Annotated in this window: 19 protein-coding genes and 1 pseudogene; 11 read left to right on the top strand and 9 right to left on the bottom strand. The window is 37.6% G+C overall.

Annotation, left to right across the window (positions count from 1 at the left end; all coding sequences use genetic code 11):
* The first annotated feature begins 63 nt into the window (after positions 1-63).
* The 5 genes from K2F26_RS14885 (at position 64) to psbM (ending at position 2,378) form a co-directional block, all read left to right on the top strand.
* Complete coding sequence (locus tag K2F26_RS14885) at positions 64-231, top strand: hypothetical protein (RefSeq protein WP_220612019.1); 168 nt, start codon at positions 64-66, stop codon at positions 229-231.
* A complete protein-coding gene (gene tgt / locus K2F26_RS14880) occupies positions 194-1,321 on the top strand; it encodes a tRNA guanosine(34) transglycosylase Tgt (protein WP_220608451.1) in 1,128 nt (375 codons plus the stop codon). Before K2F26_RS14885 ends, tgt begins: the two co-directional genes overlap by 38 nt.
* 190 nt (positions 1,322-1,511) lie before the next feature.
* Positions 1,512-1,649 (top strand): photosystem II reaction center protein K, encoded by a 138-nt coding sequence (locus tag K2F26_RS14875; protein ID WP_006195022.1) that lies wholly within the window; start codon positions 1,512-1,514, stop codon positions 1,647-1,649.
* Positions 1,650-1,828: 179 nt separating this feature from the next.
* Positions 1,829-2,125, top strand: coding sequence for a 2Fe-2S iron-sulfur cluster-binding protein (locus K2F26_RS14870; protein ID WP_220608450.1), 297 nt, complete (start codon positions 1,829-1,831; stop codon positions 2,123-2,125).
* A gap of 139 nt (positions 2,126-2,264) precedes the next feature.
* Positions 2,265-2,378, top strand: a complete 114-nt coding sequence (gene psbM, locus K2F26_RS14865; RefSeq protein WP_071985120.1) for a photosystem II reaction center protein PsbM — start codon at positions 2,265-2,267, stop codon at positions 2,376-2,378.
* A 102-nt stretch (positions 2,379-2,480) separates the two neighbouring features.
* Here the strand turns inward: psbM and K2F26_RS14860 are convergent, their stop codons facing one another.
* Together K2F26_RS14860 and K2F26_RS14855 are read right to left on the bottom strand one after the other, a co-directional pair.
* Positions 2,481-3,332 carry a universal stress protein gene (locus tag K2F26_RS14860; RefSeq protein ID WP_220608449.1) on the bottom strand — a complete coding sequence of 284 codons (852 nt, stop codon included), beginning with the start codon at positions 3,330-3,332 and terminating at the stop codon, positions 2,481-2,483.
* 768 nt (positions 3,333-4,100) lie between these two features.
* Positions 4,101-6,206, bottom strand: coding sequence for a M3 family metallopeptidase (locus K2F26_RS14855; protein WP_220608448.1), 2,106 nt, complete (start codon positions 6,204-6,206; stop codon positions 4,101-4,103).
* Positions 6,207-6,445: 239 nt separating this feature from the next.
* Between K2F26_RS14855 and K2F26_RS14850 the strand changes: the two are divergent.
* Positions 6,446-6,694: pseudogene (locus K2F26_RS14850) on the top strand (dienelactone hydrolase family protein); the annotation flags it as partial.
* Between the two features lie 17 nt (positions 6,695-6,711).
* Here K2F26_RS14850 and K2F26_RS14845 read toward each other — a convergent pair.
* Entirely contained in the window at positions 6,712-7,008 is a 297-nt protein-coding gene (locus K2F26_RS14845; protein WP_220608447.1) for an acylphosphatase, read from the bottom strand.
* Between the two features lie 232 nt (positions 7,009-7,240).
* On the opposite strand from K2F26_RS14845, the gene K2F26_RS14840 reads away from it, so the two are divergent.
* A complete protein-coding gene (locus K2F26_RS14840) occupies positions 7,241-7,618 on the top strand; it encodes a DUF1823 family protein (RefSeq protein WP_220608446.1) in 378 nt (125 codons plus the stop codon).
* A 704-nt stretch (positions 7,619-8,322) separates the two neighbouring features.
* Positions 8,323-9,366 carry a 3-deoxy-7-phosphoheptulonate synthase gene (locus K2F26_RS14835; protein WP_194057531.1) on the top strand — a complete coding sequence of 348 codons (1,044 nt, stop codon included), beginning with the start codon at positions 8,323-8,325 and terminating at the stop codon, positions 9,364-9,366.
* A 105-nt stretch (positions 9,367-9,471) separates the two neighbouring features.
* On the opposite strand, the gene K2F26_RS14830 is transcribed toward K2F26_RS14835, so the two are convergent.
* The gene (locus tag K2F26_RS14830; protein WP_220608445.1) at positions 9,472-11,400 is read right to left on the bottom strand and encodes an ATP-binding protein; all 1,929 of its coding nucleotides are present in this window, start codon (positions 11,398-11,400) and stop codon (positions 9,472-9,474) included.
* 389 nt (positions 11,401-11,789) lie between these two features.
* Here K2F26_RS14830 and K2F26_RS14825 point away from each other — a divergent pair, with 389 nt between their 5' ends.
* On the top strand, positions 11,790-11,993 hold the full coding sequence (locus K2F26_RS14825; protein ID WP_187039130.1) for a hypothetical protein: 204 nt from the start codon (positions 11,790-11,792) through the stop codon (positions 11,991-11,993).
* Positions 11,994-12,051: 58 nt separating this feature from the next.
* On the opposite strand, the gene hetI is transcribed toward K2F26_RS14825, so the two are convergent.
* Both hetI and K2F26_RS14815 read right to left on the bottom strand, forming a co-directional pair.
* Positions 12,052-12,771 carry a 4'-phosphopantetheinyl transferase HetI gene (gene hetI / locus K2F26_RS14820; RefSeq protein ID WP_220608444.1) on the bottom strand — a complete coding sequence of 240 codons (720 nt, stop codon included), beginning with the start codon at positions 12,769-12,771 and terminating at the stop codon, positions 12,052-12,054.
* 181 nt (positions 12,772-12,952) lie between these two features.
* On the bottom strand, positions 12,953-14,026 hold the full coding sequence (locus K2F26_RS14815; RefSeq protein ID WP_220608443.1) for a YheT family hydrolase: 1,074 nt from the start codon (positions 14,024-14,026) through the stop codon (positions 12,953-12,955).
* A 157-nt stretch (positions 14,027-14,183) separates the two neighbouring features.
* Between K2F26_RS14815 and rpaA the strand changes: the two genes are divergently transcribed.
* Positions 14,184-14,927 (top strand): two component system response regulator RpaA, encoded by a 744-nt coding sequence (gene rpaA / locus K2F26_RS14810; RefSeq protein ID WP_220608442.1) that lies wholly within the window; start codon positions 14,184-14,186, stop codon positions 14,925-14,927.
* Between the two features lie 134 nt (positions 14,928-15,061).
* Here the strand turns inward: rpaA and K2F26_RS14805 are convergent, their stop codons facing one another.
* The 3 genes from K2F26_RS14805 to K2F26_RS14795 form a co-directional block, all read right to left on the bottom strand.
* On the bottom strand, positions 15,062-15,538 hold the full coding sequence (locus K2F26_RS14805) for a PPC domain-containing protein (protein WP_220608441.1): 477 nt from the start codon (positions 15,536-15,538) through the stop codon (positions 15,062-15,064).
* A gap of 80 nt (positions 15,539-15,618) precedes the next feature.
* Positions 15,619-16,284 carry a ComF family protein gene (locus tag K2F26_RS14800; RefSeq protein ID WP_220608440.1) on the bottom strand — a complete coding sequence of 222 codons (666 nt, stop codon included), beginning with the start codon at positions 16,282-16,284 and terminating at the stop codon, positions 15,619-15,621.
* A 53-nt stretch (positions 16,285-16,337) separates the two neighbouring features.
* Positions 16,338-16,823, bottom strand: coding sequence for a GNAT family N-acetyltransferase (locus tag K2F26_RS14795; protein WP_220608439.1), 486 nt, complete (start codon positions 16,821-16,823; stop codon positions 16,338-16,340).
* 327 nt (positions 16,824-17,150) lie between these two features.
* Between K2F26_RS14795 and smc the strand changes: the two genes are divergently transcribed.
* Positions 17,151-20,798: a chromosome segregation protein SMC gene (gene smc / locus K2F26_RS14790; RefSeq protein ID WP_220608438.1), complete on the top strand. Its 3,648-nt coding sequence runs from the start codon at positions 17,151-17,153 to the stop codon at positions 20,796-20,798.
* Positions 20,799-20,935 lie beyond the last annotated feature (137 nt).

Raw genomic sequence — 20,935 nt, 5'->3', positions numbered from 1 at the left:
ATATACCCACAGCAACGATACTATATAGCAGGGTATCACCCCCAATTTTGGGAAGATGGGGAGATGGAAAGATGGAAAGATGGACAGATGGAAAGATGGACAGATGGGGAGTTTAATAACCCAGTCACCAATTACCAATTACCCATTACCAATTACCAATTACCAATTACCCATTACCAATCACCAATCACTAATGTCCAATTTCTCTTTTCAACTTCTCGCTACCTGTAGTCAAACCAAAGCTAGAGTCGGTGTGTTTCACACTCCGCATGGCATTGTGGAAACTCCCAGATTTATGCCTGTGGGAACGCTGGCAACTGTAAAAACTATTACCCCTGCTCAACTCCAGGATACAGGGGCGCAAATGGTTTTATCTAATACCTATCATTTGCATCTGCAACCAGGAGAACATATTGTTGCTGGTGGTGGTGGACTGCATAAGTTCATGGGCTGGAATGGTCCGACGCTCACAGATTCGGGCGGTTTTCAGGTTTTCAGTCTCAGCGAAATGCGAAAAATTTCAGAAGAAGGTGTAACTTTTCGCTCACCCCATGATGGACAAATTATTAAACTAACCCCAGAACGTTCTATAGAAATACAGAATACTCTAGGTGCTGATGTGATCATGGCGTTTGATGAATGTCCACCTTATCCCGCTACCCGTCAAGAGGTGGAAGCAGCGACGGATCGGACTTATCGCTGGTTAGAAAGGTGTATAACCGCACATCAAAGAACTGATCAGGCTTTGTTTCCTATTGTGCAGGGTGGTGTATATTTAGATTTACGCGCCCGTGCGGCTACAGAGTTGGCTAAGTTGGATATGCCTGGTTTTGCGATTGGTGGGGTAAGCGTGGGTGAACCACCGGAGTTGATGGCACAGATAGTCAAGGCGACAACACCGTTATTACCAGCAAATAAACCCCGGTATTTGATGGGTGTGGGAACTTATAAAGAAATGGCCATTGCGATCGCTTCTGGTATAGATTTATTTGATTGTGTGATACCTACCAGATGGGCAAGACATGGAACAGCGATAGTCAACGGTGAAAGATGGAATCTGAAAAATGCCAAGTTTCGGGAAGATTTTACACCACTGGATGAAACTTGCCCATGTTATGCTTGCACAAATTTCACCCGTGCTTATATTTCCCATTTGGTGCGATCGCAAGAAATCTTAGCTTATACATTATTAAGTATTCACAACATCACCGAACTGATCCGCTTTACCCAAAAAATTAGAGAATCAATTTTAAGCGATCGCTTCGTTCAAGACTTTGGACATTGGTTGAAAGAAGACACTGAAGAAGTGACAGGTGATTAGGAGGCAGGAGGCAGGAGGCAGGAGGCAGGATAATATTAATAACTTTATTCCCTGTTCCCTGTTCCCTGTTCCCTGTTCCCTTCTTTCCCAATCACCAATCACCAATCACCAATTACCAATTACCAAACCATGTTAATATACTTCTCAAATATGAAAGCTGTGTTGGATTATTAGGTGGATAGAAAAAAACATGGAAGCAGCACTTTTATTAGCAAAACTGCCCGAAGCGTACCAAATTTTTGATCCTTTGGTAGATGTACTCCCAGTTATTCCTGTATTCTTCTTGTTGCTTGCTTTTGTTTGGCAAGCTGCTGTTGGTTTCAGGTAAATTAATCTGGTTTCAATTTTTTGGACAGGGATCATACACCTGTCCTATTTTTTCAAGATTTATTTTTAATAAACTTTGTATTTTTTAATGTTTTGCAATAAATTCACCTAATTAAGTAAAATATTGTAACAACCTAACTAAAAATTAACAAAAATTTACCACTCACAAAGGAAACAATTATGGGAAATATTAAATTTGTCAACGAGAATAAAGAAGTAATTGCGGCTGATGGTGCGAACCTGCGGCTTAAAGCAATGGAAAATGGGATTGATATTTATAAAATTTGGGGAAAAATGACCAACTGCGGTGGTTACGGACAATGTGCCACCTGTATTGTGGAAGTAGTAGAAGGGCTGGAAAACCTCTCACCCCGTACTGATGTAGAAAAGCGCAAATTTAAGAACAAACCAGATAACTATCGTCTTGCGTGCCAAACCCTAGTTAACGGACCTGTTAGCGTCATTACTAAACCTTAAATACTGACTGACTCAAAAATCTAAAATCCAAAATCCAAAATCCAAAATCCAAAATCCAAAATCAGGAATAACTCTGTCAAGTATGATGCTATTCTAAAATTGTTGACTGAAAATCAATTTAAAGAGAGGCTATCTTGCCATGCAAGTTAATGACCTGGGCTTTGTAGCAAGTATCTTATTTGTGCTTGTTCCTGCCGTATTTTTAATAATTCTTTACATCCAAACTGCCAGCCGCGAAGGTGGTAAAAACTAACAGTTTGGTAATTGGTAATTGGTAATTGGTAATTGGTAATTGGTAATTGGTAATTAGATTATTCATCTTCCCAGTCACCAGTCACCAGTCACCAGTCCCTATTTATGCAACAGTTCTAGCTAACAATACTGGGCAAGTAGCATTAACACGCACATAGTCAGATAAAGAAGCGCCAACAAGTCGATCCAAATCTACAAAACTCTTAGCAATAGATGGCCGACGATCTGGAGAACCTAACAACAATAAGTCTACATTGAGTTCTTCTGCTAAACGACAAATTTCTTCACCTGGTTTACCACTACTGGTTACACAACGCACAGAAACACCTTGTCTTTCTGCTGCTGTTACAGCATCTCCCAACACTGTATCTCTTTCTGGTTTAATATCAGTAATACCTGATAATTTACCGCCCAAGTCTGTATTGATATTAGCCAAAATTAACTGAGCACCTGTGACATCTCTCAGCAAAAATAAAGCTAACTTCAAGCAATTTTGTGCTGCATCAGAGTTGTCCATTGCCACGAAAACGCGCTTGATTCTTTTGACATAAATGTCATCTTTAACCAGCAACATGGGACGAGAAGATAGCTGGAAAACATACTGACTGACAGAGTTAGCTAAAATTGATTGCAGTCGTTTAAGTCCTCGTGAACCCATAACAATCAAGTCAGCTTCCATTTCATCAGCTACTTGACAAACCACATCTTTAGGATCACCTTGTCGCAAAATCGAAGATACTTGACTAGGATCAAAGTTCAAAGACTGAATCGCATTAGCCAGAATCTTACCACCTTCTTCCCATTTTTCTGTCATTGCCGCAGCCGTACTTTGTGGGGGTACAACGTGCAAAACTGTAACTTTCGCAGCTTGGATAGATGGCATTTCTTTCAATGTCTTCATCATTTCTTCTGCGTGTCCTAGTCCAGAGACAGCCAGCAAAATTTTTTGTATCATGTTCCGTAGTTTTTGTTAAGGTTTCTTGAGGTTGCGCTGTTAGTACCGAGCATCAGAACTGATGTTCTCAATTTATCTGAAAAACCTAGTTAGCAAATGAACGCAAATAAATTTTAGTTATTAGTTATTAGTCTTGAGTTATTAGTCTTGAGTCATTACAACCAAAACTTACCAATGAGCAAAAAACTAATAAAACTTTAAGTTTGTTTGCGTTTAGTTACTGAAAATTGCCATCAGGTTTTTGATAGATTCAGCATACTCTCAATTTAGCCTAATTAACTTTACGAAATATGATGTTATTTATTATTTTTAATCTATATTCATTTTTGTTAATTAGAAATTAGTAAAGAAATACCAAGAGAATGAAATAATGAAATTCTGATTATATTACACCAGATTGCAGATAAATGAGGTACAGAATCTAAATTGAAACCTATACACTAAGCCAGTTTGACTCCTGACTCCTGATGTAACTTTTCTGAGGAGCTATTCCTAAGCTGACAATTTTATAGTCAAAATATAATTATTTTGAATTATGTTGACAAACATTGACATAAGTCAGTTAAGAAAAATAATGCTTTCATTTTTTTAGTTAAACTGTATAAGTACCCAAGCAAAATTAATTTAACATATCGAGTGAAAACAAAAGTCTTTGTATTCCTTACTTCCTGTTCCCTGTTCCCTCTCCTAACTATAAAATTTATTTTGCACAAAGTAAAGATGCTGGGAATGTTGGGTTTCCTTACGTCAACCCAACCACAGAATTTTTTAGGTAGCAGCCAGCAAACCATTATGCTTGAGTAAAGCAGTTGTTTTTGGTTCCCGACCCCGGAAAGCTTTAAAAATTTCCATTGGGTGCATACTACCACCCATAGCTAATACTGTATCTCGGTAGCGCCTACCAGTATCGTGTATTGCCACTTCATCTTCTAAACCCGCTTCTTCAAAAGCAGCAAAAGCATCAGCACTCAGAACTTCTGCCCATTTGTAGCTATAGTATCCAGCCGCATAGCCGCCTTCAAAGATGTGACCGAAAGCACATAAAAAAGCATCTTCAGGCAATGGTGGTAAAACAGTAGTAGTTTTGGCAATTCGTTCACGTACATCTATGGGAGTTTCATCACCACCAGGACGATAGCGGTAATGTAGTTCCATGTCCACACTGCTGAGGTGAATTTGCCGCAACATTGCCGAACCACTCATGTAATTACGGGCTGCTAACAGCTTTTGATAATAATGCTCTGGTAATGGTTCACCTGTTTCGTAGTGTTTAGCCATACTGAATAAGGTGGGACGGTCATAACACCAATTTTCCATAAATTGGCTAGGTAATTCTATTGCATCCCACTCCACATTATTAATACCTGCTGCCCCAGTATAATCAACCTTGGTGAGCATATGATGTAAACCATGTCCAAACTCGTGGAACAAAGTTTCTACTTCATCAAAAGTCATCAAACTTGGTTTATTATCCACTGGGGGAGTTTGGTTACAAATCAAATAAGCTACTGGTAAGCGGGTGCTAGTTATACCTCGTTCCGTGATTTTGCTGCGATGAATGCAAGCTTCCATCCAAGCACCACCACGTTTTTCGGCAGGACGAATGTAGGGATCGAGATAAAAGTAAGCAATGGCAGTACCATTTTTATCAGCAATTTGGAAATAACGGACATCCTCATGCCAAACTGGAGCTTGACCATCAGCAGGTGTCACAGTCACACCAAATAGTCGTTTAATCAGTCCAAATAAGCCATCAAGAACCTGGGGAAGGGGAAAATAAGGACGTAACTCTTCTTCAGTAAAAGCAAATTTGGCTTCTCTTTGACGTTCAGCCCAAAAACTGATATCCCAATGTTGCAAATCTTCCGCTTCTGCTGCTTTCTGAGATTTAGCAAAATCTTTGAGTGCTTCTAAATCTTTAACAGCAGCATCATAACTAGCTTGACGCAGTTCTTCTAACAGCTTTTCCACGGCTGGGACATTTTTCGCCATTTTACTAGCTAAACTCAGTTCGGCAAAATTTTCAAAGCCCAGTAACTCTGCCAATTCTTGCCGTAACTGTAAAATTCTTTCAATGAGAGGGTTGTTATTTAATTCCCCAGAGGAAGCACGGGTAATATAAGCTTTGTATAATTTTTCCCGTAAATCCCGACGGGTGCTATGCTGCATAAAGGGAAAATAACTGGGAAAGTCTAAAGTAATGTGCCAAGGTCCATTTTCTGGGGTGGCCTGTTCTTCCCCGGCAATGCGAGCCGCCTGAGCAGCTAAACTGATTAAGCTACTGGGTAAACCGTCAATTTCTGCTTTGGTTGTTAAAACTAGACTAAAGGCTGAGGTAGCATCCAAAAGATTATTAGCAAAATCTGTAGCCAGTTCTGCTAATTGCATTTGAATCACATTAAAACGTTCTCGTGCTTCTCCTTCCAAACCCACACCAGATAATTTTGCATCTCGAATCGCTGCTTCTACAATGCGTTGCTGGGCAGATTCTAAGGTTTCCCAGGTATCACTGGCACGGAGGGCTTTAAAAGCCTTGTAAATCGGTTTGCTTTGACCAAGGGTGTTAATAAAGTGTACTACTTGTGGCTGAACCTTTTGATATGCTATACGTAAATCAGGGCTATTTTTGACACCCATTAAATGGTTAAGTATACCCCAACTCCAGTACAGCTTTTCTGTTAACTTTTCTAGAGGTTCTACTAAACCAGTCCATGTAGGCTCTACATTAGTTTCTAATATAGCTAGTTGTTGTTGCAATTCTGTTAACAGATGTTTAAAAGCAGGTTCTACTTGCTCTGGTGTAATATCTGCAAATGGCGGTAAACCTCTGCCTTGGAGTAGGGGGTTTTGAGAAATAATAGCAGTTGCACTCATGGTTTTATGTTAGTAGCCGATCAATAGGCAGAACAACAATGACTTTTATTTATATAACTAATAATGTAACGTAACTACACAATTTAGCCTTGCTAGAATGGCATTCTTATAAATTTCTCAAAATCAGCCAGAAAGGAGAAGCAAAATTTTCCCAGTATATAGATAATGCATAACTAGGTTTTTTTCATGATTTTACAGTGATAATTTACCATAATCAGTGTTTTAGTATTTACAAAGTCATGAAAATTCTGCTTTCTGTTTTGTTTACACCTGTGGTTGTGTTGCTGACTTATATGGATGTATTAGCAGCAATTAAAACCAAAAAAATCTAATATAAACAAGGAGATACAATTTTAGAAGGTTATTTGGCTTATGATGACTCTATCAAGGGTAAGCGTCCAGGTGTGTTAGTGGTTCATGAATGGAATGGTTTGCAGTCTTATGCTAAACAACGAACTGAACAGTTAGCAAAGCTGGGTTATGTAGCTGCTGTTAATAATAGCAGTTAACGCCTAACTTCAAAGCCCCGCAAACCTTCTGGGTGTTCATATTCAACTATCACTTCCTTTACCATTGCCGCAGGTGGTCCAGCATGACACCAACGCACCATTTCCTCTACAATTTCTTTAGCACCCTCAAAAACTGCTTCCACTCGACTATCTGGGAGATTTCGCACCCAACCAGTTAACCCCAACTGGGTAGCAGTATCTACAGTGGCGTAACGATACCCCACACCTTGAACTCTGCCAGTAATGAAGACATGGGCGCGGATTAGTTTTGGTAATGGTGCTGTAGATTGCATAAAAAAGTCTGGTTTCAGGAGACAGTAAGCAGAAATTAACAGTTTCTAGTATTTTACGATTTCAGGTTTACTTTTTAATCTGCAACTTTGTTGATACAGTTGGGTTTCTCGGTTGTCACTGATAAATCTTTAATTTCACCACTAAAACGCTAAAATCTTCTAGTTTACTGACTGAGTTTACAACTGACAACTGACAACTGACAACAAATCACGGACAAAATTAAAATTGCTTATGTTTAACTTGCCACCACTCAATAAAGAAACAATTTGGGATATTATCAACGATAAAATTGATGATCATACCGTTAACCAATTGGTATGGTATCACTTGGGTTATCGTTATGATGCTAACACTGAAAAATGGGATACTAGCCAAGTAGCACCAGAATGGGCGGCTGAATATCCAGAACCCGGTAATTTTATTGAGTCTCGCCCAGCGACAATGAAATTAACTCGTTCTATTCCCCAAGAAAATAAACAACTACTCAAACAAAGGCTAGGTTTTAAAGGTTACAAAATTGGTGAATTTGGACCCCGGCAAACTCGCAGGGCAACTATGGCAGGTTGGTTATTAAGTTATATGATGATCACTACTGGTAAAATTGAATAATATGATATTTGGTGATTGGTGATTGGTGATTGGTGATTGGGAAAAATCAACCAGTTACCAAATCTTAATTTTGATATAATTGATTTTTAATGAATTTTCCTAGCATCTGGTCTACAAAAAATATACATAAACAATATACATAAACAATATACACACGACTTACGCAAAACAGAACGAAAGTAGGGGTAATTCATGAATTACCCCTACCCAGGAATCAGGTTTTCACTCAAATCTTGCGTAAGTCCTAATACATAAACAATATACATAAACAATATACATAAACATAGATTTTTTCCTAAAAATCTGCTTTTTTATAGATTCATGTTTTTTGATTTTTATGTATTGTTGAAATAGATCACAATAATGCACGTAATTACTTAAGGGTAATTAGTGATTAGTCAAGTCTCATCAAATCTAACTAATTTTTCAGGTTTTCATTTTTCTGAGAACTAATTACTATTTTTCTCAATACTGGATATTCTGAATACTGGATATCCTGACTTCTCTATTATAGATACAGCATCTCAATTAAAAGATAGACAGACCGAAAGAGCGTTTTACTCCTGACTCCTGTAGGGGCAACCAGGGGGGTTGCCCCTACTCCTGACTCCTGACTCCTAATGTATCTTGTATTTTTCCTGAAAAATGTGTATAGTATTCCTTTACACAATACAGCGCATTACACAAGTTTAGAGTTTTACACCATGATCAACAAATTAATTAACACTAATATTAAGAGTTCGCACGTTTTATTAACTCCTAATCAAGTTAAAGAAAAATTGCCTTTAACTAAATCTGCTGAACATACAATTTTGCAATTCAGACAGGAAATAGAACATATTCTTGATTTTAAAGATAGCAGAAAATTCATTGTAGTTGGTCCTTGTTCTATTCATGATCCTAAAGCGGCGATAGAATATGCTGAAAAATTAAAAGATTTAGCAGAGAAAGTGCATGATAAATTGTTATTGATCATGCGGGTTTATTTTGAAAAACCTAGAACTACTGTAGGTTGGAAAGGATTAATTAACGATCCCGATATGGATGATTCTTTCCATGTAGAAAGAGGGATTTTAATTGCTCGGAGTTTATTATTAAAATTGGCAGAATTAGGATTACCAACAGCAACGGAAGCACTTGATCCGATTATTCCTCAATATATCAGTGAATTGGTTTGTTGGTCAGCAATTGGAGCGAGAACAACTGAATCACAAACTCACCGCGAAATGGCCAGTGGTCTTTCCATGCCGGTGGGTTTTAAAAATGGTACAGATGGTAATATTAATGTGGCTTTGAATGCTCTCAAATCAGCGCAAACTCCACATAATTTTTTAGGAATTAACCAAAAAGGACAGGTGAGTGTATTTCAAACAAGAGGTAATTCTCATGGTCATGTAATTTTGCGGGGTGGAAGTCAGCCTAATTATGATCCGGAAAATGTGAAATTGGTAGAGGAACAATTAAAAGCCGCAGGTTTACCACCAAGAATAGTAATTGATTGCAGTCATGGTAACACAAATAAAGATTATAGATTGCAACCTGCGGTGTTAGAAAATATAATTCAGCAAATAGTTGCTGGTAATAATTCAATTTTGGGAATGATGCTGGAGTCAAATTTATATGAAGGTAATCAACCAATTACAGGAAAACGGGAAGAATTACAATATGGTGTTTCAGTAACTGACAAATGTATTAGTTGGGAAGAAACAGAAAGAATTATTTTGGCTGCTCATGCCAAACTCAAGTAAAGTCAGGAGTCAGGAGAATTTTAGATTTTAGATTTTAGATTTTAGATTGGCTTCATGAAATACAATCCAAAATCCAAAATCCAAAATCCAAAATTGTATCCCCAGTCACTTGTCACCTACTATAGTAATTTTTTGTTCAATTGCTGGTAGATAAACATTCAAAAAATCTGTTTCTACGTCTAAAATTAAATCTTCGCTTGCTCCTTTATGTCGAATAGAAACATTGTTGTCTTTCTTAATGATCACAATCGAACCATCTATGGCATCTCTTAATAATATCATTTCTGTTTCTGTGGGATTATCCAACACCACAATATTACTACCTTTGTAAACCATTCCTTCTGATTCTAGAGTATCTTCTGCGTATTCAGCAATTAATAAATCAAGCTGAGGATGACGCAACAAAGTTTGTATATTGCGATTGTATTCTTGACTCCAAAATTTTTGGCAATGATTGATAAATATTCCCTCACGACACACAGCACCTATTTTCATTTGTGGATGTTGTAAAAGAATCTGATCAATTATTGCTTGTAATTCAAATACAGTAATTTTATTAAACGTAATAATTGGTATTCTGGCATCTTGAGCAGATGGAAAAAAGGTTGATAAAAGATGTGCAGGAACATCAACACTTGCACCAATAGCGGGGTTAAGGTGCATAAAAATACCTGGTGCAGCGTTAATTTCTAAGATGGCAAAATTACTATTTTTCCAAGAGTGGGAAATATTTTTAGTAATCACATCAATGCCTAAACAAGTAAGGCGAAAATTTTGGGCGATTTCTTCTGCTAAGATAATATTATCAGGATGAATTTTATGGGTGGCATTAATGCTGATACCACCGGATGAGATATTAGCAACTTTGGAAAGATAAATAATGCGATCGCGTTCAATTATACTATCCACATCTAATCTTTGTTCATATAAATATCGTTCCATCGCTTCATCAATGACAATTTTACTCATGGATGATGTGGGTGTATCTCTCCGTTCTGATTTGCGATTTTCTTTTTTAATTAATTCTCTAATTGTTGAATATCCATTACCCACAACCGATGGTGGGCGACGTTCTGTAGCAGCGACAAATTTACCATTGACACACAATAAACGAAAATCTCTTCCTGAGATACTTTGCTCCACAATAATTCTAATTGATTCATCTTCGGGAATGGCTAATACTGCCAAATTATAAGCAGATTTCAATTTTCTAGAATCATTGATATTAGGAGTTACACCAATTCCTTTATGACCCATTACAGGTTTAATTGCCACTGGATAACCAATTTTTCTAGCTATATCTAACGCTTCTGTTTCTGAAGTGACAATATCACCCTTTGGCACGGGAAAACCCAATCTTTCTAAAAATTCCTTACAATCATCTTTGCGGGTAGTAAATTCAGAATCTAAATGACTATCAATATCAAAAGTTGTTGCTACTCCTCGTACTTGTTTTTTACCATAACCATATTGCATTAATCCTTCTTCCCATAAATAGCAAGTAGGAATACCTTGTTGATATGCAGCCTGCCATAAAGCATAAACTGTTGGTCCACCATAAACAGATTCTCGGAACTTATTTTGCAATTTAATTAACCGTTCCTCAAAGGGAAAATACTCATCTTTTGTAATACTTTCCAACCAGTCCCAAACCAAGTAAACTACTGCTATTGCCGTGCCTTCATGTAATGCTTGAATGGCAATTCTTACATAGGAATGATATGCTGTGATACTCCAAAGATTAAGGTATAAACCTATATCTAATTTGCTCACTTCGGAAACAACACGGGCAAATAAATCAGCATATAATTGATATCTTTGCTCCGCTAAGTGGGGATAAAAATCACTGATAACGTCAATATAATCCTCTATCGGTAAAGGATCTTGCAATTCAGTCAAAGAAAAATCAAATACTAGCGCCCCTGTATCTAAATAAGGGTTGGGTCCAATATAATACTTGAAGTTAAAAATATCAAATACATCAGTTCTTCTGGCATTGATGCGGATGACATCGGTACTTTGCTCTTGAACCATTGATTTTCAATTTATTGACTATTTTTGAGGTTATTTAGCCAAGTTCAACTTACTCCTATTATGAATAAGATTCAGCTATCTCAGGGCATAATTTCCATTTAATTAAAGTTTCTGAAATCACGGTTGAGAGAATCAAGATAAAAATAATACCAAGGACAGATTTAATGAACTTGCTTTTTCAATAAAAGGAAAACAGGTAATTCACGGAAGCATCCCAATTTTGACAAAATGAATACAGCAACACTAAAAAATCTCTCACAATCTCTTATCTTTGTGTCCTTTGCGTCCTTTGCGGTTCAATCATATCAAGTCTTGTAGCATTTTATTTCCCTAGATCAAAATAAATTTACACATTTGGGATGCTCCCTAATTCACAAGATGTCTTAGTTATGAATAACACACATTCTGCTCTCAGAAATGAAGTTAGAGAACTGGCTGAAGAAGCATTTCACCGCAAGTTAATTTCAGGATATGGAGATGGGCAAAATATGAATGAATACCAAATTGTTTATCAAGGAAAACCTAGACATATATCTTTAGAACAAGCTCGGCTTTTTTTGATAGATTTGATTTATAGACACCAAATTCATTAAAGAGGGCAGGCAAGATGCCCACCCCACAAAATATAGCTCCCCCATTATGTTGATCTACCTATAATTGCCAAAATTGGAAATTACTGCCATTATTATCTACAACAACCGCAGCAGCAAAATTATCTGCTGGTATTAATTCTCTTAGTTGCCAATTTCCTGAAACCTTTAATTGAGCAGGTTCTGTAGGTGTTAATTCAATTCCGATTTGTTCTAATTGAATTAAACCATCTCCTGTGGCTTTTAAATAAGCTTCTTTACAAGTCCAGTAACGAAAAAATACTTGTTGTTTTTGTTCAGGTGTCAGTAATTTAATTATTTCATATTCTTGGGGTAAAAAGAAACGTTGAGCCAGATTTTCTAAATCAGACATTGGGCGAATATATTCTAAATCTACCCCAATTAATCTTTGATAACTTATACCACATAAACCCAAATCTTGCGAATGGGATAAATTAAAAAATATTCCTGAATCAGCAAACTTAGCTGCTAAAGTTGGTTTTCCCCGTTGTTGATAATCAAATTCTACTTGAGACGGTTCTACTCCTAAACAGCGTCCTAAAATATTACGCAGACTACCACGCCCAACAATAAAACGCTGTCGATGTTCTGGAAAATAAAACCGTTCTGCACGAGCAACTTCATCACTAGATAAAGTTTCTCTGAAAGATTGTATCTGTGATTCAGACTGCTTTAAGTCTATTTTCCAGATATGCACATCATCAGATGAAAATACTAATTTTTTAGGCGCAGGTAGCCAGTTTGAGAGAAAGTTATTCACAACTAATTCACAACTAATTCACAACTAAAAATTTTGGGTTCTAGATAATTAATTATTCAAAAAATCAGGGATGTTTGATCAATACTATCTGATAAATCTCAGCACTACATTGATGAAATAATAGGTTCTAAAGCTCCGTTTTTGAAAGCGAAAATTTTTGGGAGCGTATGATCAATACTCCTTATAATAACAGCTTCCTGTCTTCTGCCTCTTGCCTCTTGCCTTCATTCATTCCTATCCATTCTAAAATACGATTCCAAGCCCACCATTTATCAGGATCTTGGGATTGAATTTGACACTTTTTACTACTTATATAACCTACATGACCACCGTAGGATGTAAGTAACAAATCTATGGCAGGATTTTTGGCACTGGCAACTTTTAAATCATCAACAAGATCGGGATGAAATAAGGGATCATCAGCAGCATAAATAATTAAAGTTGGTTTTTGCAACTGAGGTAATAAATTTAAACCACTGCTGGCTTCATAATATTCTTCCACAGAACTAAAACCCAAGCGGCCAATGACAAGTTCTTCATCAAATCCCCAAATGCTATTTGCTCTTTCTATTGCTGCCGAATCAAAAGAATTATCATGAGTATGATGTAATTTCCATGCTAGTTTTTTTAATTCTCCAGCAATGCGGGATTCAACATATTTACCAAAGGGATGTGTGACTATATAAGTGAGCGATCGCAACGAATCTAAGCTTGGACAAATCACCGCCCCACCAGCAATTTCTACATCTTTTAAATTGAAATCCGTAGCTGTTTTGATTCCCCAAAGCGCCAATTGTCCCCCCAAAGAATACCCGGTAAACCAACATTTTGGAGGACAACCCATTGCTACCGCTTGCTGGGCAATTTTGACAAAATCTTCCCCTTCATACAACCCATCAGAAGTTAAAGTTGGGGATAATTCTGCCGTTTTACCATGCGCCCGCCAATCAAAGAGAACCACAGCATAACCTTGAGAGTATGCTTTACGTCCCAACAATCTTAAAAACCATTGTTGTTCTAACTCTCCTGTAATACCATAAGTGCCAATAATTGTGCTATGGGCATTTTCGGGTATGGCAACCCAACCGAAAATTGGCACATCCTGCCCTCCCGTAAATACGACCTGCTGATAAAGTGGTTCTGGGTGTGAAATTGTGCTTTCCCAGTTATTTCCTGCCCATAAAGCAGTGTAAGCTGTCATAGCAGCGCCATTTCGCAAGAAATAGGGCGGATTGTAGGTAGAGTTACACACCATATATTAATTTTCTTGTAAATTGGTATTGTTTTCACAGATTTTAATTTTAATATTTATGTTGGATTTTAAATCTTTTTTTACAATCGAAAAAGTAATCTTTGTATCTCTCAAAGGTTCTTAATTTATCCTTAAATAAAGTAGTCATAATTTTTTAATAATGCCGAGGATTCTTGTCATAGATGATGACCCAGCGATTTCAGAACTTGTTGCCGTCAACTTGGAAATGGCTGGCTACGATGTTAGTCAAGCTGAAGATGGCATCAAAGGTCAGGCGCTGGCGCTCCAGTTACAACCCGACTTGATCATGCTTGATCTGATGTTACCGAAAGTAGATGGGTTTACCATTTGCCAGCGTTTACGTCGGGATGATCGCACCGCTGAAATTCCGGTTTTAATGCTGACAGCATTAAACCAAACTCAATACAAAGTCGAGGGTTTCAATGCTGGCGCAGATGACTACTTGACCAAGCCTTTTGAAGTAGAAGAAATGCTGGCACGAGTGCGGGCTTTGTTGCGTCGCACAGACCGCATTCCCCAAGCTGCAAAACACAGTGAAATTCTCAACTATGGTCCTCTTACCCTCGTTCCAGAAAGATTTGAGGCCATCTGGTTTAGTGAAACTGTGAAACTAACTCATTTGGAATTTGAGTTACTTCATTGTTTACTTCAGCGTCACGGCCAAACGGTTTCTCCCAGCGAAATTCTGCGAGAAGTTTGGGGCTATGATCCTGATGATGATATTGAAACTATTCGGGTGCATATTCGCCACTTGAGAACTAAACTCGAACCAGATCCCCGCCATCCCCGCTACATTAAGACGGTTTATGGTGCGGGATACTGTCTAGAGTTGCCCAGCGCACCACCATCAGGTGAGGCAAATACCGCTACCTTGGTTGAGTGATATGGTGACTGGGGACTGGGGACTGGGAACAGGGAAGAAGTAAACTATTTTCTCCCCATCTCACCTGTCACCTGTCACCTGTCACCTGTCACCTGTCACCTGTCACCTGTCACCTGTCACCTGTCATCTATTCCCTACTTCACTGGTTGCAGTTTGGTTACTTTGAGTCTATACTTTCCCACTCCCGTTTCTCCAAAAGACCGGACACGAACAATATAATTTCCTGTTTCGGTAATGCGGGTAAATAGGAGAGAATTACTTGTCCCATCTGGTCCATCATCATTTTCTGCCACTGTTGAACCATCTGGACCTAAAAGAGTAATAATAGTGTCGAAGTTCTCAGATGACAAATCAATAGCTAAATTATCACCTTTATTTAACTTAACTGTATAATCACGCGCAAATCCTCCTTGACCTGTGGGAATATCTGTAGCTGTTAATGTATCAGAAATTTCTGAACTACTATTTAAGGGAATGGGTTTATATAAGTTATTTGTATTTGCATTATTTGCATTTTGAGCAAATACAGTATTTGTACTGAATAACATTGTCAGTATACTTACAGGGAAGATAATTATTTTTTTTAAACCCACTGCAAAAGCTTTGTTCATAAATGAAAACATTTCCCCCTCAAACACAGGGTATAATTTTGTTAATTATAGATTTATCACCCACAAGTTGCCCATTAACTCTAGGCTGATCTATCTTTACCCGTTGTGGCTACAGCCGCTACCCCCAATACAGAAATATGACCTTGATTAAGTGTATATACAGCAGATTTGACGGTTGCGCCAGTAGTATAAATATCATCCACTAATAGCACGGGTGCATCTGGATGAGTACGGCTAAAATCCAATCCTAGAGCAAAAGCATCTGCTAAATTTTGTTCTCTTTCTGCACCGGATACGCTAAATTGTGCTTTTGTATTTTTTATTCTGGCTAATCCATTTGATTTTAATTTTAACCCAGTGATTTGACAAAATCCTTGGGCGATGATTTCAGCTTGATTAAAACCCCTTTCTTCCAGCTTTTTTGGGTGGAGTGGTATTGGTACAATTACAGGTTTTTGATTTTTTAATGTACAATTTAATAACCATGATTCTCCTAAATACTGACCCAATAACCGCCCAATTTCTGGGTGGTTTTCATATTTCATGACGGCGATCGCCCTTTTCAATGTTCCTCCATAACTCCCCCAACTAAACACGGGTAAAGGTTCTTTCCATAAGACATTGGGGTTTTGCAGATGGCAGCTTTGTAATTGTTTATTACAATATTGACAAAGTTGCTGTTTTGTGTTGCGCTGGCATATCGGGCAATTGTTCTGTAAAAACAAATTGAGTAAATTTTTAAACATAATAATTGGTAATTGGGTTATTTATCTTTTTCCAAGTCCCCAGTCCCCAGTCCCTATTCCCTAAGATATTTTACATACACGCGATCGCATCTTTTTGTTTCCACTCCTGTAGCGGGGATATATCCATTATTCTCATAAAGCTGAACCGCTTCTTTTAAGACGCTGGCTGTTTCTATCCAAATTTGTTTAAATCCGCGTTTTTCTATAGTTAATTCTAGCTGCTGTAATAAATATTTTCCTAAACCTAAACCACGAATTTCTGGTAAAAGATACATTTTTCTGATTTCTACAGCCTGTTCTCCCCGTTTTATGGGATAATATGCCCCTGTACCTACTATTTTGTTTTGGTGTTCAATTACCCAAAATTCACCACCAACAGCTAAGTAATATTCCTCAATTTCTAAAACGTCTCTATCTGCACCGTCTGCTTCCCAACCTAAGCCATATTCTGCTAAGACTGTACTAATTACGTTTGCTGCTGCTGTGCAATCGCTCTTTTGCCAGTCACGAATGATAAAGTTTTGGTACAATAGTTTCATGTTGATTAGGGAATTAAGAGGAACGAACCGCAAAGTACGCAAAGTACACAAAGGAAGGATGTTTTCGAGAGTTTTTTGTGTCAGAGGCTGGATTTAAAATCTAAGTTAAATATTAAGGTAAGTTGTTAGTATTTGAGAAGTTGTGAGATCCCCGACTTATTGAAGAAGTCGGGGATATGGGTATGATGTTTTTTAGGTTGAGTGATTTCTCAGAATCAATCTAAAATCCAAAATCTAAAATCTAAAATTCCTAAACAGTTGCAAATATTGAAAAATAATTGATACACTTGTTCCTTTATACCAGTTTACAGTGAAGCAGCGCCCATAATGGTGCATATCAAGCGGGTTGAACTTACTAATTTTAAGTCTTTCGGTGGTACAACTTCTGTCCCTTTACTACCGGGTTGTACTGTCATTTCTGGTCCTAATGGATCGGGAAAGTCAAATATTCTGGATGCGTTGCTGTTCTGCTTAGGACTCTCCAGTTCTAAGGGTATGCGTGCTGATAAGTTGCCGGATTTGGTTAATAATAATCAAGTCGCTAAGGGTCGTAATGCTATTGAGGCTATTGTCACTGTTACTTTTGATATTTCTGATATTGTCTCACGCAGAGGCGCAGAGTCGCAGAGTGAGGAAGGGGAGGAAGTTGAGGAAGTGGAAGAAGTAGAAGAAAAAGAAAATGAAGAAAATCCAAAATCCAAAATCCAAAATCTAAAATCTGATGAGTGGAGTGTTACTCGACGTTTACGGGTTAACTCTCAAGGTGGTTATACTTCTAATTATTATATTAATGGGTCTTCTTGTACTTTGACTGAGTTACATGAGGAGTTGGAAAATTTAAGAATTTACCCTGAAGGTTATAATGTGGTTTTACAGGGTGATGTCACTAGCATTATTTCTATGAATGATAAGGAGCGTCGAGAAATTATTGATGAGTTAGCTGGTGTTGCTGCGTTTGATAGAAAGATTAATCAAGCTAAGGGAACTTTGGATGAGGTTAAGGAAAAGGAGGATAGTTGTAAAATTATTGAAACTGAGTTAACTTTACAACGCGATCGCCTTTATCAAGATAAAATCAAGGCTGAAAAGTATCGTCAGCTAAAAAAGGAGTTTCAGGAAAAGCAATCTTGGGAATCTGTGTTATCATGGCGTTCTCTCCAAGCAAAGCAGGAAAAGTTGGTAGCAGATATTCAAGCTGGTGATGTTGCGTTTGCTCAAAATTCTGAAAGTTTAAATACTGTTAATCACAATATTATTGAAACTACTACTGCTCTTGATGAACTCAATGCGCGTGTAAAATCTTTGGGTGAAGATCAGCTTTTAGCGGTTCAGTCTACTTTTGCAAATCAAGAAGCGGAGCGCAAACAAATACAACGGCAACAGGGTGAGATAGAGTCTCATTTGCAAGAAACTATTAAACGATTAAACCAAACTCAACAAGAAATTCAAGATTATCAGGTTTCTCTCCAACAAAATCAACAACAATATAATTCAGAAAGTTTAAATTTAACGTCTTTACAAAATGAACGTAACCAGGTGCGGGAAAGTTTAGAATCATCCCGTCAAGTTGCGGCGGAAATTGCTAGTGCTTCGGAAGCTTGGGTACAACAACAAACAGCTTTAAGTCGGCAAATTGAAACTTTACTGCAAACTATTGAACCTCAAAGAACTGAGCAAGCACAACTGAGAGAAAGGAATTTTCAGCTACAAGAACTTATTACAGAAGAATCTCAAATTATTGCTACTTTAGAACCACAATTAGCCGAAAAACAAGCAGAATACGAAAAATTAGAAGTTGAGTTTAACGGTTCTAGTACACCGATTCAAAATTTAGCAGAAAATTTAGCTGCAACAGATCAGGAATTACAAATACAACAAGATACCCAAAAACGTTTATTACAAGAACAACGCGATAAACAACGTCAGTTAGATAAACTGGAAGCACAAACCCAAGCGCAGCAAGAAGTTCAAGGAACTCAAGCAAGTAAATTAATTATTCAATCTGGTTTACCGGGTTTGTGTGGGTTGGTTGTTGATTTGGGTAAAGTTGACTCTCGTTATCATGCAGCTTTGGAAACTGCTGCGGGTGCAAGATTAGGTCATATTGTAGTTGAAGATGATCGGGTTGCTGCTGCGGGGATTGAATTATTAAAACAAAAACGCGCCGGTAGAGCAACTTTTTTACCCTTGAATAAAATTAAAGCGCCGAAATTTACCCCAGATTTAACTTTGCGTTATGTTGATGGTTTTGTAGAATATGCGATGAATCTGGTAGAGTGCGAGCAGCGTTATCAAGAAGTTTTTAAGTATGTTTTTGGAAATACGGTAGTTTTCAGAACTTTGGAACAAGCGAGAACCCAAATCGGACTTTATCGCATTGTTACTCTAGATGGCGAATTATTAGAAACTAGCGGTGCTATGACTGGGGGTAGTAATACGCAACGCTCAAGTTTAAAATTTGGCACTGGTGAACAAAAGGAATCTGAGGAAGTTGTCAATTTAAGGACGCGGTTAGGAGATATTGAACGAGTTTTAGAACGTTGTGCAGAAGCAATTAATACTTTATCTTCTCGTAGTAAACAGCTTTCTTTGGAATTAACGGAAACAAGACAAGGACGTAGGGAACAACAATTATATTTAGAACAGTTGAAAAAAGAGGTGAAAACCTTAAACGCGCAGTTAGAAAATACCCGTTCTCAACTATCTCAAAACACTGAAAAGTTCAATAATGCTCAATCTCGGTTAGAGGTTTTAGATCGGGAATTACCAGGAAAAGAAAATCAACTGCAACAATTAAGACAAACCTTGGCTGAGTTGGAAGCTTCCCAAACTCCCAGTGAATGGCAGGAAATTCAAGCTACCATTAGAAACCAAGAGCAGCAATTACAACAAAAAGAAACTACTGTTAGGGAAGTAGAACAAAGATTGCAAAATCTGGAAAATCAAAAACAGCGTTTACAAGAAAAAACAAAAGAATCAGAAACGCGAGTTATTGAATATCAAAATGAAAAAGCCAATCTTGAAATTCAACAGTCAACAGTTAACAGTCAACTTGCAGAACTGAATACTCAAATTACCGCAACTCAAGCTAGTTTAAAAGAACTTGAGCAAAATTTAGGTGAGGAGAAAAAGAAACGAGACGCAACGGAACAAGAATTAAGAAGTTTAATTTTACGTCAACAACAATTACAATGGGAAATTGAGAAACTGCAACAAATCCAAGAAAAACGCCAAGAAGATTTAACCGCATTGCAAACGCAACTGCAAACCTTAGCCGCAGAATTACCCAACCCCTTACCAGAAGTACCGGGTAAAGTAGATTTAGAAGAATTGCAAAAAGAATTACGCAGTTTAGGCAAACGTTTACAGGCAATGGAACCGGTAAATATGTTAGCTTTGACTGATTATGAAATAGTAGAAGGGCGTTTACAAGAACTCACCCAGAAATTAGAAACCTTAGAAGGGGAAAGAACAGAATTATTATTAAGGATTGAGAATTTTACCACTTTACGTCAAACTGCATTTAAAGAAGCTTTCGATGCAGTTAATGAGAACTTTCAATCAATTTTTGCCACCCTATCCGATGGTGACGGTTATTTACAACTGGACAATGCAGAAGATCCTTTTAATAGTGGTTTAAACTTAGTTGCACATCCCAAAGGAAAACCCGTACAGCGTTTAGCTTCTATGTCTGGGGGGGAAAAATCTTTAACAGCATTAAGTTTTATTTTCTCCCTGCAAAGATATCGTCCATCACCGTTTTATGCTTTTGATGAAGTTGATATGTTTTTGGATGGGGCAAATGTGGAAAGATTAGCGAAAATGATTAAACAACAAGCACAACAAGCGCAGTTTATTGTTGTGAGTCTGCGTCGTCCGATGATAGAATCAGCACAGAGGACAATTGGGGTAACTCAGGCTAGAGGTGCTTATACTCAGGTTTTGGGTATTAAGTTGAAATCATCTGACCATTGAAGCAGTCCGCAGAATTGCGTAAGATATATAATTGTGAAGCGATCGCTCGTAGGTTAGATTGATGAAGTGCGATCGCTCAAATTAAACGTATAAAGCGAGATCGCTTATAATATACTGAATAGACAACATATATTAGA

It is taken from the genome of Sphaerospermopsis torques-reginae ITEP-024 (assembly GCF_019598945.1).
Classification (GTDB): domain Bacteria; phylum Cyanobacteriota; class Cyanobacteriia; order Cyanobacteriales; family Nostocaceae; genus Sphaerospermopsis.
The sequence above is the reverse complement of the archived record's forward strand: the minus strand, read 5'-3'. Positions and strand labels throughout refer to the sequence as shown.

What these genes read in the sequence shown, in the direction of transcription:
- K2F26_RS14885 (WP_220612019.1), top strand. Translation starts at nt 64, where the DNA reads ATGGAAAGATGGAAAGATGGACAGATGGAAAGATGGACAGATGGGGAG.
- tgt (WP_220608451.1), top strand. Translation starts at nt 194, where the DNA reads ATGTCCAATTTCTCTTTTCAACTTCTCGCTACCTGTAGTCAAACCAAA.
- K2F26_RS14875 (WP_006195022.1), top strand. Translation starts at nt 1,512, where the DNA reads ATGGAAGCAGCACTTTTATTAGCAAAACTGCCCGAAGCGTACCAAATT.
- K2F26_RS14870 (WP_220608450.1), top strand. Translation starts at nt 1,829, where the DNA reads ATGGGAAATATTAAATTTGTCAACGAGAATAAAGAAGTAATTGCGGCT.
- psbM (WP_071985120.1), top strand. Translation starts at nt 2,265, where the DNA reads ATGCAAGTTAATGACCTGGGCTTTGTAGCAAGTATCTTATTTGTGCTT.
- K2F26_RS14860 (WP_220608449.1), bottom strand. Translation starts at nt 3,332, where the DNA reads ATGATACAAAAAATTTTGCTGGCTGTCTCTGGACTAGGACACGCAGAA.
- K2F26_RS14855 (WP_220608448.1), bottom strand. Translation starts at nt 6,206, where the DNA reads ATGAGTGCAACTGCTATTATTTCTCAAAACCCCCTACTCCAAGGCAGA.
- K2F26_RS14845 (WP_220608447.1), bottom strand. Translation starts at nt 7,008, where the DNA reads ATGCAATCTACAGCACCATTACCAAAACTAATCCGCGCCCATGTCTTC.
- K2F26_RS14840 (WP_220608446.1), top strand. Translation starts at nt 7,241, where the DNA reads ATGTTTAACTTGCCACCACTCAATAAAGAAACAATTTGGGATATTATC.
- K2F26_RS14835 (WP_194057531.1), top strand. Translation starts at nt 8,323, where the DNA reads ATGATCAACAAATTAATTAACACTAATATTAAGAGTTCGCACGTTTTA.
- K2F26_RS14830 (WP_220608445.1), bottom strand. Translation starts at nt 11,400, where the DNA reads ATGGTTCAAGAGCAAAGTACCGATGTCATCCGCATCAATGCCAGAAGA.
- K2F26_RS14825 (WP_187039130.1), top strand. Translation starts at nt 11,790, where the DNA reads ATGAATAACACACATTCTGCTCTCAGAAATGAAGTTAGAGAACTGGCT.
- K2F26_RS14815 (WP_220608443.1), bottom strand. Translation starts at nt 14,026, where the DNA reads ATGGTGTGTAACTCTACCTACAATCCGCCCTATTTCTTGCGAAATGGC.
- rpaA (WP_220608442.1), top strand. Translation starts at nt 14,184, where the DNA reads ATGCCGAGGATTCTTGTCATAGATGATGACCCAGCGATTTCAGAACTT.
- K2F26_RS14805 (WP_220608441.1), bottom strand. Translation starts at nt 15,538, where the DNA reads ATGAACAAAGCTTTTGCAGTGGGTTTAAAAAAAATAATTATCTTCCCT.
- K2F26_RS14800 (WP_220608440.1), bottom strand. Translation starts at nt 16,284, where the DNA reads ATGTTTAAAAATTTACTCAATTTGTTTTTACAGAACAATTGCCCGATA.
- K2F26_RS14795 (WP_220608439.1), bottom strand. Translation starts at nt 16,823, where the DNA reads ATGAAACTATTGTACCAAAACTTTATCATTCGTGACTGGCAAAAGAGC.
- smc (WP_220608438.1), top strand. Translation starts at nt 17,151, where the DNA reads ATGGTGCATATCAAGCGGGTTGAACTTACTAATTTTAAGTCTTTCGGT.